The organism is Blautia sp. TF10-30, assembly GCF_003481245.1.
GTDB lineage: Bacteria > Bacillota > Clostridia > Lachnospirales > Lachnospiraceae > Fusicatenibacter > Fusicatenibacter saccharivorans.
The window spans coordinates 28,342-45,982 of the sequence record NZ_QUKM01000016.1 but is presented as its reverse complement, the minus strand read 5'-3'; the positions used below and the strand labels follow the sequence as shown (position 1 = coordinate 45,982).

Below are 17,641 nucleotides of genomic sequence, written 5' to 3'. Positions count from 1 at the left end.
ATAAATTTAGACTGCGTACTGGGGATTTTTTGTGCGCAAAAGTACGAAATATGTGTTGGAAAACAGGTGGATCTTATATGGAAAAAAAGAAGAAAAGCATGAAATTAAGGACGAGAGTAATCATTTCTTTTTTCATCATCATACTGGTTCCGATCGTGATGTGTGCCTTGACGTTTTACTTTTTTGTAGGGTATAAAGCAAAGATTATCGGTGAAAAATACGGTCTTGCGAACGCAACATACCGGACGATTTCGAACAACACCTTGCTGCTGAATGCGATGACATCAGAAGAGTACGACGAAGTAGAGGATACCGCGAAATCGGATACGGCAAAGCTGGAAGAAACGAATTATCTCTCTGTTCTGAATGCAAGACTGCAGAAAAAACAGTCGTTTATCGCGGTGCGCGAGGATGGTGTTATCATTTACAATGGCTCGGAGGAGCTGTCGTCGGAGGAGCTGGAAAATGAGCTGCCGAAATACGGTGACCCGGGGGCCAATTTGAAGGGCGGCGTTTATTTCCGCAATGAAAAACAGTGGATGGTCAAACAGGTGGACTATGAGAACTCGGACGGAAAAGAATGCAGTGCGTTTATCGTCACCAAGACAGACCAGATTGCGCCGCAGATTACAGGCATGGTAAAAGAGCTAGGCATCGTGATTGTGCTGATTCTGGTGCTCACCAGTCTGGGCCTGAGCTTCTGGATTTACCGCGGTGTGATCGGACCACTCGAGCAGCTGAAAAAGGCGACACAGAATATCAAAGACGGAAATCTGGATTTCACTGTTGAACCGTGCGGCGTGGCGGAGATTAATGACCTCTGCGAGGACTTTGAGGAGATGCGTATCCGGCTGAAAGAGACGGCGGAGGAAAAAGTCGAGTTTGACAAAGAGAATAAAGAGCTGATCAGCAACATTTCGCATGATCTGAAAACACCGATTACCGCGGTCAAGGGTTATGTCGAGGGAATCATGGACGGTGTGGCAAATACGCCGGAGAAGATGGACCGCTACATCCGCACCATTTACAACAAAGCGAATGAGATGGACCGTCTGATCAATGAGCTGACGTTTTATTCCAAGATTGACACGAACCGCATTCCGTATACGTTTTCGAAGATTCACATTGCGGATTATTTTGATGACTGCGTGGAGGAACTGAATCTGGAGCTTGACGCGCAGCATGTGGATCTGACATACTTTAATTATCTCGAGGACGACCCGATCGTCATCGCGGATGCGGAGCAGATCAAGCGTGTCATCAATAACATTGTAAGCAATTCCATCAAATATATGGACAAGAGCCATAAGGTCATCAACATCCGTCTGCGCGATGTCGGAGATTTTGTGCAGGTGGAGATTGAGGATAACGGAAAGGGAATTGCGACGAAGGATCTGACGAAGATTTTCGATCGCTTTTATCGCACCGATGCGTCCCGCAACAGCACGAGAGGCGGCAGCGGAATTGGTCTTTCCATCGTGAAGAAGATTCTTGAAGACCACGGCGGAAAAGTGTGGGCCACCAGCAAAGAAGGGGTGGGCACCACGATGTACTTTGTATTAAGAAAATATCAGGAGGTACCTGTTTCATGAGTAAAATACTGATTGTTGAGGATGAGGAATCCATTGCAGATCTGGAGAAAGATTATCTGGAGCTTTCGGGCTTTGAGGTGGAGATTGAAAACCAGGGAGACACCGGTCTTGTACGGGCGATCAAGGAGGATTTTGATCTGCTGATCCTGGATCTGATGCTGCCGGAGGTGGATGGCTTTGAGATCTGCCGCGAAGTGCGTGAAAAGAAGGATATTCCGATTATCATGGTTTCTGCAAAAAAAGATGATATTGATAAAATCCGCGGACTGGGCCTTGGTGCGGATGACTATATGACAAAGCCGTTTTCCCCAAGTGAGCTGGTTGCGCGCGTGAAAGCACATCTGGCACGGTACGAACGTCTGGTCGGAAGCGGCAAGAAGGAAAATGATATCGTGGAGATCCGCGGCATCAAGATTGACAAGACGGCACGCCGCGTGTGGGTGAATGGCGAGGAGAAGCAGTTTACGACAAAAGAATTCGATTTGCTGACCTTCCTTGCGGAGAATCCGAACCGCGTCTTTACAAAAGAGGAGCTGTTCCGGGAGATCTGGGATATGGAGTCGATCGGAGATATTGCGACGGTTACGGTGCATATCAAGAAGATCCGTGAAAAGATTGAGTTTAATACGGCAAAGCCGCAGTATATCGAGACGATCTGGGGCGTGGGATACCGGTTTAAAGCATAAAAATTTTGCGTTTCGGGGAGATTGAAAATGGGAAAAATTTACTATCTGATGGGAAAGAGTGCTTCGGGGAAGGATCATATTTATGAGCATCTGCTCAAAGAGACATCGTTCGATCTGAAACCGCTGGTGCTGTACACAACACGGCCGATTCGGAGCGGAGAGCAGGACGGAAGAGAGTATTTCTTTGTGGATGAAGCACGGCTTTCCAGGCTGCGGGAGGCTGGAAAGATTATCGAGGAGCGCATGTATCCGAGCGTGATGGGACCGTGGTATTATTTTACGGCGGACGATGGGCAGATTGACCTCGAAAAACAGGATTATCTTGGGATTGGAACGCTGGAATCCTACGTGAAATTAAAGGACTATTTTGGGGAGCAGGCCCTGGTACCTCTGTATGTGGAAGTGGATGATGGACTGCGCCTGTCCCGTGCGCTGGAACGCGAGAGAGGACAGAAAGAGCCAAAATACGCCGAAATGTGCCGCAGATTCCTGGCAGACTGCGAAGATTTTTCCGAGGAAAATATAGCAAAAGCAGGAATTGTACGCCGTTTTTCGAATAATACAACGCCAGAAGCCTGTTTTTCCGAAATTCAGAATTTTGTGGAACAACAGAAAAAGATATGATATAATGAGCGTTAGTGAGAGGAATGTGCTTGCACATTCAGCGAACGGCGAATGGCGATCATGATAGCTGCGAAAGCAGCGTCAAGCACCGAAGGTGCGAATCATGATATACTAAGAGCAGTGAAAAAATTTCAGGGGGTGATTTTATGCAGGGTTTTCAGAAGGTTGTAGGACATCAGGAAATCATAACGCATTTACAGAATGCCATTTCGATGAATAAAGTATCTCATGCTTATCTTTTTGGCGGAGAGAGTGGATCGGGAAAGAAAATGATGGCTTCACTGTTTGCGATGACGCTTCAGTGCGAGAAGCACGGGGTCGAGCCCTGTATGGAATGCCCGTCCTGTAAAAAGGCACAGAGCCAGAATCATCCGGATATCATTTATGTGAAGCATGAAAAGCCGAACACCATCAGCATCGATGAAATCCGCGGGCAGCTCATTAACGATGTGATGATCAAGCCGTACAGCAGTCCGTACAAGATTTATATCATCGACGAGGCGCAGAAGCTGACACTTCAGGCGCAGAACGCGCTGCTGAAGACGATCGAGGAGCCGCCGGCCTACGCAGTTGTCATGCTTCTGGCAGACAACCCGGATGCGCTGCTTCCGACGATTTCGTCACGCTGCGTGCAGTTAAATTTAAAACCAGTGGGAGACCAGCTTGTGAAAGATTATCTGATGAACGAAATGCATGTGCCGGATTACCAGGCAGAGGTTGATGCGTCCCTGGCGCAGGGAAATATCGGAAAAGCAGAGCGGATTGCCCGTTCTCCGGAATACGAGGAGACGCTGGAAAATGCACTCCGCATGGCAAAGTACGCCGACAGTATGCCGCTGTATGAAATCGTGGAGACGATCAAAAAACTGACGGCCGAAAAAGACAATATTGATGATTATTTCGATATCTTTTCTTTATGGTTCCGCGATGTTCTGCTCTTTAAGGCGACAAAAGAGGTCGATTCCCTTGTGTTCAAGCAGGAGCTGAATGGAATCCGTGAGAGAGCAAATAAGAGCTCATACGAAGGCCTGGAGAAGATTATAGAGGCGATTCAGAAGGCGAGAGCCCGCCTGAACGCGAATGTTAATTTTGATTTAACCATGGAGCTTATGTTCCTGACAATGAAGGAAAACTGATAGCATGATAACAATTATAGGAGTACGTTTTCGAAACGTAGGAAAAGTATATTATTTCTCGCCGAGAGAGCTGGACATCTGCGTGGGCGACCACGTTATCGTTGAGACGGCGCGCGGCGTAGAGTATGGTTTCGTTGTGCTGGGGCCAAAAGAAGTTGACGATTCCAAGGTGATCCAGCCGTTGAAAGAAGTCATCCGCATTGCAACGCCGAAGGATGATGCGCGGGAGGAGAGCAACCGCAAGAAAGAAAAAGAAGCGTTTGAAATCTGCCAGAAGAAGATCCGGGCGCACAACCTGGAGATGAAGCTGATCGATGCAGAGTATACGTTTGACAATAACAAGATGCTGTTTTACTTTACCGCCGACGGAAGAATTGATTTCCGTGAGCTGGTAAAGGATCTGGCGGCTGTCTTTAAGACGAGAATCGAGCTTCGCCAGATCGGTGTCCGCGATGAGACAAAGATCCTCGGCGGAATCGGCATCTGCGGCAGACCGCTTTGCTGCCATACGTATCTGTCCGAGTTTGCACCGGTTTCGATCAAGATGGCAAAAGAGCAGAACCTGTCCCTGAACCCGACGAAGATTTCGGGTGTCTGCGGACGACTGATGTGTTGCCTGAAAAACGAGCAGGAAACCTATGAATACCTGAACCGCAAGCTGCCGGGTGTCGGCGATATCGTAACGCTGCCGGACGGCATGAAAGGTGAGGTTTCCGGTGTGAATGTGCTTCGTCAGCTCGTAAAAGTGCTGGTGGATGTGAACGATGAGAAGGAAATGCGGGAGTGCCCGGTGGAAGAGCTCAAGTTCAAGCCGAAGCATAAGAAGGAAAAAGGCAAAGAGAAGAAAAAAGACAGAAACAGCTCCGGGGAGCAGGCTTCTTCGGAAGAGGCAAAACAGCCGGAATAAGATTGATTTGGAATGCATTTTGAAAAAGTAAGCGCCGGGTAAAACTGACGCTTCTTTTTGTGTGATGCGGCGCTGGGCAGTCAGCAGGAGGAGGGATTTTCATTGGATAGAAAAGAAGAATTTTTGAAGCCGGGTGAGCGGCTCGATGATCTGCAGAACGGTTACTGGATGATACAGAATCCATCCCTTTTCTGCTATGGCATTGACGCGGTGCTGCTGGCATCCTACGCGAAGGTGAAGCGCGGGGAGCGGGCGATGGATTTCTGCACGGGATCGGGAATTGTGCCGATTCTTTTGAAGGCGAAGACAAACGGAGAGCATTTTTCCGGGCTGGAAATTCAGGAGTACAGTGCCGAGATGGCACAGCGGAGTGTGCGGTACAATCATCTGGAAAATGATGTTGAGATTTTCCAGGGAGATGTGAAGACGGCATCGCAGCAGCTTGGAAAAGAAGTGTTTGATGTGGTAACGTGCAATCCGCCGTACATGACGGGGCAGCACGGGCTGACGAATGCGCTTGAGGCGAAGACGATTGCACGGCATGAGGTGCTGTGCTCGTTTGATGATATTGCGAAAGAGGCATCGGCGGTTTTAAAGACAAAAGGACGGTTTTATCTGGTACACCGGCCGTTCCGGCTGGCAGAGATTTTTTCAACGCTGAAAAAGTATCATCTGGAACCAAAAAGGATGCAGCTGGTATATCCGTTCGTGGACAAGGAGCCGAATATGGTGCTGATTGAGGCGATGAAGGGCGGGAATCCGAGAATTACCGTGGAGAAGCCGCTGATTGTGTATGAGACACCGGGCGTGTATACAAAGGATATCCGGGAATTGTACGGTGATGGAAGGTAGAAACCCGTACAGACACGCTCTAATACATCGTTATTAAATAGGACACTTGGGGACAGAATTTGCAGGAGTTTTGAAATAGAAAGAAAATTGCCGGAAAAGATCTGGCAAAGAGGAATCAATATGGCAGGGAAATTATATTTGTGTGCAACACCGATTGGAAATCTGGAGGACATGACCTTCCGTGCAATCCGTATTCTGCAGGAAGTCGATCTGATCGCGGCGGAGGATACGAGAAACAGCATTAAGCTGCTGAATCACTTTGAAATTCACACGCCGATGACAAGCTATCACGAATACAACAAATACGACAAGGGACGCGAACTGGTGCAGAAGCTGCTGGCGGGAACGAACATTGCGTTGATTACGGATGCAGGAACGCCGGGAATTTCCGATCCGGGAGAGGAACTCGTAAAAATGGCGTATGAGGCGGGAATTGAAGTAACAAGCCTGCCGGGCGCGTGCGCGTGCGTGACGGCACTGACGCTGTCGGGACTTTCGACGAGAAGATTTGTGTTTGAAGCATTTCTTCCACCGGATAAAAAAGAGCATAAGCTGGCGCTGGAGCGGCTGAAAAATGAGACACGAACCATGATCGTGTACGAGGCGCCGCATCATCTGCTGAAGACATTGCGAGAACTGCTGGAAACGCTCGGAAATCGCAGACTGACGATTTGTCGTGAGCTGACCAAAAAGCACGAGACGGCATGGCAGACTACGATGGAAGATGCCATCACACGCTATGAGCAGGAAGATCCGAAGGGCGAATGTGTTCTTGTGATCGAAGGCAGAAGCCAGAAAGAAATCGAGGACGAAGCGAAGGCTGCGTTTGAGGAGATTTCGATTGAGGAACATATGAAACGGTATGAAGACCAGGGGATTACGCGGAAAGAGGCGATGAAGCTCGTGGCAAAAGACCGTGGCGTGACGAAGAGAGATATTTATCAGTATTTACTGGGAAAAGAATAACGATATGCCGGCGGGCAGGAAAGAGAGGAAGAAGTATGAAAATCTATTATCAGCATCCGAATACCTGGTTTGGAGATTGCATGCCATTTGGAAAGGATGACACCTTTTATCTGTTTCATCAGAGAGATACCAGAGTGCCGTGTCCTTTCGGAGAGCCGTTTGGCTGGGATCTGGCAACAACAAAGGACTTTGTGACATATGAGGATTGTGGAGCAGCAATTCCAAGAGGAACCGATGAAGAGCAGGATCAGTTTATTTTTGCCGGAAGTATCTGCGAGGATCGGGAAGGAAAATATCACGCATTTTATACCGGCTACAACCGGGATTATCCCAAACAGGGAAAACCGTCACAGGTACTGATGCATGCGGTCAGCGAGGATCTGAAACACTGGACGAAAACTCAGGATACGGTAAAATTTGCTCCGCAGCCGGGATATGATCCGGATGACTGGAGAGATCCGTTTGTACTGTGGGATGATGAATCGGAAAAATATATCCTGATTCTGGGTGCACGGCTGGAAGGCGACAAGCATAAAACAACAGGAAGAACGGTTTACTTTACATCAGACAATCTTGTGGACTGGGAGTTTCAGGGAGACTTCTGGGCACCGGATCTGTTTACGATGCATGAGATGCCGGATCTGTTTAAGATGGGTGACTGGTGGTATCTGATTACAACAGAATATTCTCATGCTTCCACACAAGTGTATCGAATGGCAAAGAGTCTCAAAGGACCGTGGATTGCACCGGATGACGATGCGTTTGACGGAAGAGCTTATTATGCCGGAAGAACCTTTATGTTAAATAATCAGAGAATTTTGTTTGGCTGGGTTCCTACACGTGCGAATGAGACAGACAGCGCAAATCTTCGCTATACGCCGGATTCGGACAAGGAAGATTTTATCTGGGCGGGAACGTTTGTTGCACATGAGCTGTACCAGAGGAAAGACGGCACACTTGGATGCCGGATCCCGGATACCGTATGGAATGCATTTAAAGATGAGAAAAAAATTGATGATGTAAAACTGGAAAAAGAATCGGGAAGAGCACTGAAACATGTGCTGACACACACCGGTGACTGTTATCGATATGAAGCAGATGTTACGTTTACAGAAGGTACGCGTGGATTCTCGATCGGGGTAAGAGCACAGGAAGCAGATGATGAATTTTATTCCTTTACCTTTGAATGCCCGAAGGATCGTGTGATTTTCGAAAAATCTCCGAACTGGCCATGGCCGCAGATGAACAATATGGGTCTGGAACGTCTGATCCGTCTGACACCGGGGAAAAAATATCATGTACAGATTATTGTGGATGATACAATTGCCACATTATATGTGGATGGAGTTGCCCTGAACACCCGCATGTATACCAGTCCGGGAGAAGGAATCTGTCTGGGAGCCATAGATGGAAGTGTGGTATTTGAGAACCAGAGTATTGCATATCGCTAAAGTGGGAAAAGAATAACAAAAACGGAGGCAGATGCAGGAATACGATTACAGTTCACTTTGCAATGAAGCACTTGTTATTTCACTGCGTAAGAAAGTGATTCAGGCGTGAGCAGCTCTCCATTTGCGAAGCAAAAGGAGGGCTGCGAATGTTACAGTTTGCTAGATATCAGTGAACTGTAACGGATTGCTTCTGGGAAAGAGACAGATCATGGACGAAAAGCGGTAAAAGTTTTGTATTATTATATTTTTTTACAGAGTTGGAGATTTTCCTTGCCCGGTAGCTCCTCCCGTCTGTTATAATGGGCGTAATGAAGTTTTTTTGAGGGAGGAAATTTTTTATGTCACAGTCACAAACTCAGCGGAGTTCCCGGGTTGATCTGCTTCACGGATCGATTCTGAAATCTCTGCTTCTTTTTGCACTTCCGATCATGGCATCCCGTGTATTTCAGCAGATTTACAACACGATGGACACACTGATTGTCGGCCATACACTCGGCGATTCGTCGATTGCAGCTATGGGTGCCTGCTCGTCGATCTATGAAATGATGACCGGATTTACGTTCGGCGTCGGAAACGGGCTCGCGATCGTCACGGCGCGATGCTTTGGAAGACAGGAGACGGAACGGATGAAAAAATCCGTTGCATCCTGTATCGTTATTGGTATTACCGTTACACTGGTGGTCACCGTTCTTGCAACGATTTTCATGCATCCGCTGTTGCGGCTGCTGAAAACACCGGCAGAAATCCTCGAAGAATCCTACAGCTACATTTCAATTCTATCCGTTTTTCTGTTTGTCATGTTTGCCTACAACCTGTGCTCCGGTCTGTTGGGAGCAATCGGAAACAGCTTTATGCCGCTTGTTTTCCTGATTATTTCATCGTTGGTAAACATTGTACTGGATTTGCTGTTTATCCGTTCTTTCGGCATGGGTGTTCGCGGTGCTGCAATTGCAACCGTGATTGCGCAGGGAATTTCCGTCGTGCTCTGCCTGATTTATATTGTTACCAAAGCAAAAATTCTGCTTCCGGAAAAACGTCATTTTGAACCGGATCGCGGACTGTACATGGAGCTTCTGGCACAGGGATTTTCGATGGGATTTATGAGCAGTATTATCTATGTCGGTTCGATTGTCCTGCAGCCGGGCATCAACAGCCTTGGCTATGAAACAATTGCGGGACACACGGCTGCGAGAAAGCTGTTTTCCTTCTCGATGATGCCGCTTTCCTCGATGGCACAGGCAGTCAACACGTATGTGGCACAGAACCGCGGCGCGGACAACTGGGAGCGCGTACGGAAAGGCATTCGCTATGCTTATATTTTCTGCTTCAGCGTGACCGCATGCCTGATTCTTCTTGTCACGCCGCTTGCACCGACGATGGTTCATCTGATCTCCGGTTCTTCCGACCCGACTGTCCTCGGAAACGGAGCCCGCTACCTCCGTGTAGCCATTCCGTTCTTCTTTGCGCTCGGCCTCGTCAACTGCAGCCGCCTTGCACTGCAGGCACTCGGAGAAAAGATTCTTCCGCTGCTGTCGAGTTTTATTGAGCTTTTCGGAAAAATTATTTTTGCGATGGTGTTTATCCCGCGCTACCACTACAGTGCCGTGATCTGGTGCGAACCGATCATCTGGTGCTTCATGGCAGCAGAACTTGTGATTTCGCTGTATCGAAATCCTTATATGAGAAAAGGGAAGTCTGGAAACTGATTTTTTTCAAAAACAGAACCCGGGGCAGTCTACAAAAAACGGTAGATTGCCCCGGGTCTGTTTTTTTGACTAAATAAAGGAAGTCCCCTGCTTCTATTGCGAAAAAAAGCAGATTTACTCTGCCCAGGTACCATTTACAAAAATATCGGTTTCGCTTCCATCTTCGCGGATACCTACGATGTGCAGGTCATCCGATCCAACCATAAAGTCAACGTGGATCAGAGAATCATTCACACCTTTTTCCAGAATTTCCTCGTTGCTCATCTCCAGAAATCCATCGAGCACCTCAGGGAAACCGGCGCCAGCGGCAACGTGGCAGCATGCGTTTTCATCGAAAAGGGTATTAAAGAACATCAGCCCGGACTGGTTAATCGGAGATTCTTTCGGAACGAGTGCAACCTCGCCGAGCATTGCAGCACCGTCGTCCATGGCGAACATTTTTTTCAAAACCTCTTCGCCCTGCTCTGCGTGGCAGTCAACGACTTTTCCATCCTTGAAATCGACGGTAAAGTTGTTGATGATCTGTCCCGACCAGCTTAAAGGTTTTGTGGAAACGAGACGGCCTTCACATTTTCCTCTCATCGGGCTGGTGAAGACTTCTTCGGTCGGCATGTTTGGAACGTAGAAGGTGTTGTTCATATGGTTGATATCACCGGCGCCGCTCCATTTTGCGCCCGGAATCAGCTCAACGGTGAAATCCGTACCGTTTTTGCTGGTGTAATGCAGCTTGTGGAATGCCTGCTCATTCAGCCAGCTGGCTTTCTGGGTCATGAGGTCGCAGTGTGCCTGCCAGATCCTTTCTGCATCTTCGCCGTCTTTTAAGTAAACACAGTCGAAAATAGCATCCCACAGTTTTTCAACAGCAATATCCTCCGGCTCGCCCGGGAATACTTTTTCTGCCCATTTTGGAGAAGCGGCGGCAACGATCAGCCACTGATGCTTTCCATCGAGCTGGTCACGGTATTTTTTAATGACCTTTCCACGCATCTGACGAACGGTGGAGAGCAGGTCCGCAGGAATGCCGGCGAGCTCGTCCGGATCGGAGGAGTCGATGAAAATGCGAACCGGCAGATCAACCGTCATCTGTTTGAAACGCTCTTCTTCCCAGTGCGGAACCGCGCCAAGCGTTTCTGCGGTGGCATACTGATAATGCATTTTGTTGATCTCACCGCATTCCCAGATCACTTCCACATAGCTTGCGCCCGCCTGATAGCACTCCTCTGTCACCATCTGGGTAAGCAGAACCTGATCGACGCCGGCCTGGAGGCGGACACGCTGTCCTTTCTGTACATTTGCGCCGATTTTTACGATCAGCTTTGCATATTCTCTTAATTTTGCCTGAAATTTTGCTTCATTCATGATAAAAGACTCCTTTTTGTGATTTTTAAAACTGAAATGGATCATTAAAGGCTCCATAGTACGAAACCGGTTCGCCCGCGGAAAGCAGATGATGGACATCGCCGACGGTCTGGCAGCGGAAGTATACTTCGCCCGGCTTGCGTTCCTCGCTTCCGACGATTGTGACGGAAGTCGGTGCCAGGAACATGCCCTGCCAGAGCTGTACCGGCGTCATATTCAGCAGATGCGACAGTGCCACACAGGTGACGCCGAGATGGCAGAAGCAGACGATGACGGCTTCGCGGTTTGTTTCATCCGAAGCGTGATAGCGGTAACCGTCGCGTACATAGCCGTAGCGCGCAAGCAGTGCATCGAGTCCGTCGGTCACAAAATGGTAATTCTCGTCCATGTTTCCGGTCTGCATAATCGGATTTTTCGTCCAGAGATCCTGGTCATAGAGATCCCGGTTTGCATCGAGCACATCCGGCAGAAAATCCCATGGAATCCGGCGTTTTCCAGTCTCCGGGTCCAGGACGGGTGCATCAAATTCCCGCAGCCATGGGAGAATTTCAGCTTCACGGCCCGCATTTTTCAGCGTAAAAGAAGCCGTATCTTTCGCACGGCCAAGCGGAGAACAGTAAAAATCGGTGACATTCCATTTTGCTGTGCGTTTCGAAAGCAGCTCGGCCTCGCGCCAGCCTTTTTCGGTCAGAGAATCAATTTCATAATTTGGTTCGCCGTGGCGGATAAAAATAATTTTCATAACGTTCCTTTCTTCGTATGTCGAAAAAATGGTGGATTTCGACATAGAAAAGTAAAATTTCGTCCCGAAAGATCTGTGCCGGAGCATAAAAGAATTCAGAACTAAGAGCATTTCATTCAGTATATCATAAATAGTCAGATTTGTGTGAATTTCTTATCGGCCTCTCCCCCAGTTCAGCTCCCCGTTGGTAAACTCAGCCCAGTTGTACTGCGCCATGTATTCGCCATGGTACTGGTTGATCGCGGAAAGTTTTCCCTCGCACCAGTCAAAATAGTCACAGGAGACTTCTTCCGGGCAGATCCACAGGCTTCCTCTGGCGGACGCAACGAGCGTTTCACAATGATACACTTTTAACGAATAAAAATTCGTGAAGCGGAAGCTCCCTTTTTGATACGCTGCATCTTGAGAGAGTAGCTAGTAGCAGTCCTGTAGGTAGGTGCAAACAGGAGAAAAATATGCTATAGTAAAAACAGCGTAAGGGGAAACAAAAAGTAATGCAGCAAGAGGAAAGAGTATGATAAACTGTCGGTCATCATGGTCTGTCTGAACGCTCAAAAAGAAACCGATGATGTATTTCTTCAGATGATGAAGACACTACTTGGTGTTGAAATGCCGGAGAATGAATTTTTGAAATTGATGCATACGTAAAAAAAACAGGCACGATTCCCGAAAAAGGTGATTCGTGCCTGCTTTTTTTACTTTTCTACTTCTTCATACTGGTTGCCTTCCGGGTCACGCAGGTTATCATTTACATAAATTTTTCTTCCTTTGGTATCCAGTCTTTCTTTGTAGTCCATAGAGAAGGCACCTAGTGAAGCGGCCAGAAAGCTAAAAACAATCGTTGCTTTAGAAAGGTTCTGTAAAAATTTGAGGGCGCCATAAATAATCAGGTTTTTGTAATACTCCAGCCGCAGTCCTTTTTCAACACCCCGTGCAGTGAGGCGGCAGATAAGCAGAACAACGGCCAGCATAAATACACCGATAACCAGAAGAAAAATTCCGGCTTCATGATATTTTCCAGGTAAATAGCAGGCGCCGATTACGATCATGATCGGGGCAATTAAGGACATGGTAAAAACCATTTCGGCACGAAAGGTAAAAAATCGATACATCAAAAAGATTAAGATTAGGATAGCGATGAAAAGCATATTAGTTTTCTCCTTCGTAATGTTATAAATGATATAAAGCTTTTTTGCAGAAAAAGCAGATGAATTTGTGTGAAAAATTTTGCATATTTTGGCTTTTTCCTGTATACTTAGATCAATGTCGACAGGAAAACAGCATTCTGCCCAAGCCATCGGATATTTGCTGTTGTCCGGAAAGGAACTTTGATACTACATGAGCGATTTTTCACAAAGGCTTGAAAAGGAAATAAAAAATACAGGAAAAACTTTATATTATCTGTCTGAGGCCAGTGGTATGCAGCTGGATTACATTTCTAAAATGAGTAAAGGAAAACGTATTCCAAAAGAAGAAGAGCGCCTGACCCGTCTTCTTGATGCGATGGAATGCACCGGAAATACAAGAGCAGATCTCCTGTTCTTTTATCGCCAGGAAAAAATGGGAAAGAGCCAGTGGCAATGTATGGAAGAACTGATCCGTATTATCCAGCAGGATGTGGTTGAATTTCCTCAAGTCTCTGTTTCTCCAAGTGTTTCAGGAATTCCGGATACGGATATGACGCTGGACAATATCTTTGCAATTTATGCGTGTATTCGAAAAGCAATGATAAATGCTTCCGATTCCACGATTTGCTTATGGACTCCGGAAATTTCACTGGAACATTTACGATATCTTGTCCAGATTATTCATGAAGTGCCCTATCACAGATTAGAGCATCTTTTTCCTTTGCTGCAGAATCAGACAACGGAAAATACACTGGATAACCTTCGGAAAATATGCAGTCTGAAACCGGCAATGAACTATGAAAACTACAAACCATTTTATTATTACGTTTCTTCTGCTGAGTCCGAGGCGAAAAAAGCAGGCTTACTTCCCAACTGGCTGATCACAGACCATATTGCAATTGGAATCAATTTTCATACGGCGAAAGGAATTATTCTCAGAGATGCGCAACAAATACAATTACTGAAGAATTCCTTTATTCAGGAAAGAAAAATAGCAAAGGAAATGTTGTTTTGCTCTGATTTAAATGCTTATGTAAAAGATGTCAATGTTATGATGAATGAAGGCTATGTAACGCATAACTATTATATTGAATATTCACCATGTCTTCTGCATCTGATTCCGTTAAATGTACTGAAACAGCAGATCATCCTGGATGGAGTGGAAAAAGAACAGCTCTTATCTTCTCTCTTTCAGCGGATCCGGCACATGGAAACGGAAAGTATGGTACATATTTTCTGCATATCTGGCTTACGACAATTAATGGAGCAGGGACGCATTGCAGGCTATCCGGATATGCTTTATAAGCCTCTTGATCCTGCGATGCGCCTGTGGCTGTTGAAAAGTTATTATCAATATATGCTGCACACACCTCATTCCTGCATTTGTGTAAAAGAAAATTTCGTCCAGCTGCCGAAACATATCTCCATTGTATGTAGCTCCAATGTTCATAATGGAATTGCATTTTGGAACAATACAAGTCATGGATTGCAATATTATATTTTAAAAGAATCCGGCTTCTCACAAAAACTATATGAATTTTGCCAGTTTCTGGAGAATGGAAACATGGCATGGTCACAGGAGGAGACGCTGGATATTATTCGAAACATGATTGTGGAATATGGAGGCACCTTATAAACCGCGCTTCCAGGAAAATAAAGGATTCTTTCGGGACAGCTTTTTTCCTGCTATCTCTGGAAGAGCCGGGAGAAAAGCCCCTTCTTTTTTGCCGGGCGGGATGTAGCAGGTGCATTTTGATTGATATATTGCTGAAAGATGTTTTTTGAATCCTGAATGAGACCATTTAATTGCGCATTCTGACCAGCAGAAAACAGATCACACAATACAACTCCTTTTTGGGCATAGTACAATGCATTTTCCTTTCGCTCCAGTCTCATATTTGCAATTTGGAGCGTTTGATAGATAGGGATTTGATAGACCGGCATTTCTTCCGGAAGCAAAAGATCGCTGTAATGATACAGAAGTAATGAGATTTCTTCCGCTGCTTCCTGGATCTGCTCGGGATTTATATGTTCTTCCTGTACATTCTGAAGATACATAGATCCACATCCGATACAAATGCGGATGAATGCTTTGGACACAGTTTCTCTGATTTGTGGATTTAGAATTTCTGCATTCCATATATATTCGATACTTTCTGCCAGACGCCAGCTCTTCTCGGCCAATTCGGTGCATTTGTGTCCCTGTATTTTTTCTGCTGTTACGACGGAAATGCATGCCAGCATACATTTCAGTTCATTCATCAATAAAATTTCAGCAGTTTTTTCTTTTGGGATTTTTAACTGCATTTCCTGTTCCAGCTTTTCTTGCTGGTGTTCTGTAAAATCCTGTAATTCTTTGATGCTCTCCGAATCGCTGAACTGAGATTCCTCCAAAGTTATTTTGCAGATCATTACCCGGAGCAGATTCTGATAGGTTTCTTTCCAGATTCCTGGTTCTTCTGATTGATTACTGATGGCCATGCATCTTCTGAAAAGATCTATTTTATCAAAGGCCGACAGATATGGATTGTTGGAAAATTGCAGAATCTGAAAGGCTGTACAATGAAAATTTTCTTTTGCAGCTGCCTGCATCAGGAGCTCGGGATATTTTCGGGCATTCATAGACGCAACAGAAAATTCCTCTGCCTGTTTTTGAGCAGAAAGCAGCATTTTCTTTGGGGCTTTCTGTAGCAAAAATCCATTTTCCGGAAAGAGATTTTCAAAGATATTTTTAAAAATAGCTTGTTGTACTGCTGCTTTCAGTGTCATTGTATGAGAATGCATCTGCGGGCAATCCAAATTTCCGGCGACTGCTGTAATTTCATATTTTTCTTTGAGTGAAAGCAGCGCCGGAACAAGCAGATATTCTGTATCTGTCAGAATTTCCAGACGATGATAGACATCATGGTACGGCGCACCCGCGCGATCTCCCTTGGAAAACAGGAGCTTCGGGAAAAAATTCCAGCAGATACCTTCTAAGGTATGGTCTGTTACCTTTGCCTGCGCCAGCTCATAGATAGAATCATATCCTTCCTGATTGCTTTTTACTGTAACATGGGTATCGGATTGCACAGAATATAATTGACGTTCATAATAATTGGACAGAAAAATTCTGTCGTCCAAGTGATCCCAGGAATACATATAGTCCATATAGGATTCATACACATGGTTTCCAAACATACTTGTCGTTGGTCCGACAAACAGAGAGTTCCACGCTTCGTAAGTATCAAGTTTTTGATTAAAAGCATTTACCATTTTTGCCTGTTCTTCTTTTGTATATTTGGAAGTTTCCGTTCGTTCATTTGTCTTTTGCACAGAAGTTCCGCCTTTGCGGCGTCCGTGCTCAACCAGGAGAAGAAAGATGATTTCTTCTTTTTCCAGAAATTCTATTTCAAAAGAAATATCCCATGATTTTTCATCACAATAGGTTCTGTAATTACTACCTGAATTTATCGCTTTTTGTAATATTTCGGGATCAAGAGTTTCCCATGGAATCGAAACAGGAAAGTCCATATTTTATTTCCTCCAGGTGTCTGCTGATAAAATGATGTTGGAGGCAAAATATTTTTTGCCTCCCTTGTCATCCGATTGCTTTGCATGATATGCTTTGGCAATTCTTATTTTAATACTTTGATAGATACTTTTCCGCCAATTCCGGCCTGACACTGAACTTTTAAGATATCTCCGTCTTTTAAATCCAGATCCAGGTAACCATCACCCGTTTTAAACATGGCACCGGCTAAGGATTTTCCTATTTCGCCGACGGATATTTGTTCTGCGAGGCCGCTGCCTGCAGAAAATCCAATGATGGACCCCATCAGATTGACATTCCCTTTTTTGCTGTCTTTTGCCGGATCTATCATAGAAATACGATGAACGCCAGGAGTTAAGCTGATTTCATATGGAGTCTTAGATGCCTCATATAAAGTTCCTTCTTTTTCGTCATCAATAAAGATGCCTATTTTTGCTTTGGAATTCATCATTTTATTGTACTTGAGTGGATGAAACATTTTGTCCATGACGCTCATGGAAAGATCTTTTGCCATTCGATTGGAATCTTTTACTGTTAATACTAATTTTGCACTCATATTTTCCCTCCTGAAGTCAAGCGTTTCAAGTAATGCGCTCTTGTATTTTGGGCATCGGATTGTTGTTTTGGTATGTAATAGAATGATCCGATTCCGGCTAAAATTTGTGTTTATTATACTATTATTTGAAAAACTATATGAAATAGGCATAAAAATTAGACAAAAAATCAGATGAAAACATAAATTAAACTTTTAATGATTCCTATGATACGATTTTTTAAAAAGAAAATTGATTTTATGGGAAAACAAAACTTATTTTGGAATGGAGAGAAGCGCAGGAGGCTGTGAACGACAGAACAAAAGAAAGAAATGACAGAAAACAGATACCGCGGTGGCAAAGCTGTTCACAAAGCTGGCGGGCGTGACAACGGCGTCTTATCTGTGGGTTGAAACAAAATATCATGA

At 45.5% G+C, this 17,641-nt stretch carries 16 protein-coding genes; 10 read left to right on the top strand and 6 right to left on the bottom strand.

Annotated elements, in window-relative coordinates; genetic code table 11:
- Positions 1–98: 98 nt before the first annotated feature.
- The 9 genes from DXD02_RS13000 to DXD02_RS12960 all read left to right on the top strand — a co-directional run bounded on the left by DXD02_RS13000 (position 99) and on the right by DXD02_RS12960 (position 9,920).
- Positions 99–1,592 carry a sensor histidine kinase gene (locus DXD02_RS13000; RefSeq protein WP_117510729.1) on the top strand — a complete coding sequence of 498 codons (1,494 nt, stop codon included), beginning with the start codon at positions 99–101 and terminating at the stop codon, positions 1,590–1,592.
- Positions 1,589–2,278, top strand: a complete 690-nt coding sequence (locus tag DXD02_RS12995) for a response regulator transcription factor (protein ID WP_117801792.1) — start codon at positions 1,589–1,591, stop codon at positions 2,276–2,278. The genes DXD02_RS13000 and DXD02_RS12995 overlap by 4 nt, the downstream gene beginning before the upstream one ends.
- Before the next feature lie 27 nt (positions 2,279–2,305).
- Positions 2,306–2,902: a guanylate kinase gene (locus DXD02_RS12990; RefSeq protein ID WP_117801793.1), complete on the top strand. Its 597-nt coding sequence runs from the start codon at positions 2,306–2,308 to the stop codon at positions 2,900–2,902.
- A 146-nt stretch (positions 2,903–3,048) separates the two neighbouring features.
- A complete protein-coding gene (gene holB / locus DXD02_RS12985; protein WP_117762179.1) occupies positions 3,049–4,038 on the top strand; it encodes a DNA polymerase III subunit delta' in 990 nt (329 codons plus the stop codon).
- Positions 4,039–4,042: 4 nt separating this feature from the next.
- Complete coding sequence (locus tag DXD02_RS12980; RefSeq protein WP_055226011.1) at positions 4,043–4,945, top strand: PSP1 domain-containing protein; 903 nt, start codon at positions 4,043–4,045, stop codon at positions 4,943–4,945.
- A gap of 168 nt (positions 4,946–5,113) precedes the next feature.
- Complete coding sequence (locus DXD02_RS12975; RefSeq protein ID WP_118666962.1) at positions 5,114–5,797, top strand: tRNA1(Val) (adenine(37)-N6)-methyltransferase; 684 nt, start codon at positions 5,114–5,116, stop codon at positions 5,795–5,797.
- Between the two features lie 120 nt (positions 5,798–5,917).
- A complete protein-coding gene (gene rsmI, locus DXD02_RS12970; protein WP_055220333.1) occupies positions 5,918–6,763 on the top strand; it encodes a 16S rRNA (cytidine(1402)-2'-O)-methyltransferase in 846 nt (281 codons plus the stop codon).
- 35 nt (positions 6,764–6,798) lie between these two features.
- Complete coding sequence (locus tag DXD02_RS12965; protein WP_055220335.1) at positions 6,799–8,214, top strand: family 43 glycosylhydrolase; 1,416 nt, start codon at positions 6,799–6,801, stop codon at positions 8,212–8,214.
- Between the two features lie 338 nt (positions 8,215–8,552).
- Entirely contained in the window at positions 8,553–9,920 is a 1,368-nt protein-coding gene (locus tag DXD02_RS12960) for an MATE family efflux transporter (RefSeq protein WP_055220337.1), read from the top strand.
- A 114-nt stretch (positions 9,921–10,034) separates the two neighbouring features.
- On the opposite strand, the gene DXD02_RS12955 is transcribed toward DXD02_RS12960, so the two are convergent.
- From DXD02_RS12955 to DXD02_RS12940, 4 genes are all read right to left on the bottom strand, one after another.
- Positions 10,035–11,279 carry an aminopeptidase gene (locus tag DXD02_RS12955; RefSeq protein ID WP_055220411.1) on the bottom strand — a complete coding sequence of 415 codons (1,245 nt, stop codon included), beginning with the start codon at positions 11,277–11,279 and terminating at the stop codon, positions 10,035–10,037.
- 25 nt (positions 11,280–11,304) lie between these two features.
- Complete coding sequence (locus tag DXD02_RS12950; protein ID WP_118666953.1) at positions 11,305–12,021, bottom strand: histidine phosphatase family protein; 717 nt, start codon at positions 12,019–12,021, stop codon at positions 11,305–11,307.
- A gap of 153 nt (positions 12,022–12,174) precedes the next feature.
- The gene (locus tag DXD02_RS12945) at positions 12,175–12,369 is read right to left on the bottom strand and encodes a hypothetical protein (RefSeq protein WP_055220341.1); all 195 of its coding nucleotides are present in this window, start codon (positions 12,367–12,369) and stop codon (positions 12,175–12,177) included.
- A gap of 347 nt (positions 12,370–12,716) precedes the next feature.
- Positions 12,717–13,319: a hypothetical protein gene (locus DXD02_RS12940; RefSeq protein WP_147399049.1), complete on the bottom strand. Its 603-nt coding sequence runs from the start codon at positions 13,317–13,319 to the stop codon at positions 12,717–12,719.
- A 121-nt stretch (positions 13,320–13,440) separates the two neighbouring features.
- Between DXD02_RS12940 and DXD02_RS12935 the strand changes: the two genes are divergently transcribed.
- Positions 13,441–14,784 (top strand): hypothetical protein, encoded by a 1,344-nt coding sequence (locus DXD02_RS12935; protein ID WP_147399050.1) that lies wholly within the window; start codon positions 13,441–13,443, stop codon positions 14,782–14,784.
- 50 nt (positions 14,785–14,834) lie between these two features.
- Here the strand turns inward: DXD02_RS12935 and DXD02_RS12930 are convergent, their stop codons facing one another.
- Positions 14,835–16,463: a hypothetical protein gene (locus tag DXD02_RS12930; protein ID WP_147399051.1), complete on the bottom strand. Its 1,629-nt coding sequence runs from the start codon at positions 16,461–16,463 to the stop codon at positions 14,835–14,837.
- A gap of 302 nt (positions 16,464–16,765) precedes the next feature.
- The gene (locus DXD02_RS12925; RefSeq protein ID WP_055267244.1) at positions 16,766–17,236 is read right to left on the bottom strand and encodes a hypothetical protein; all 471 of its coding nucleotides are present in this window, start codon (positions 17,234–17,236) and stop codon (positions 16,766–16,768) included.
- Between the last annotated feature and the right edge of the window lie 405 nt (positions 17,237–17,641).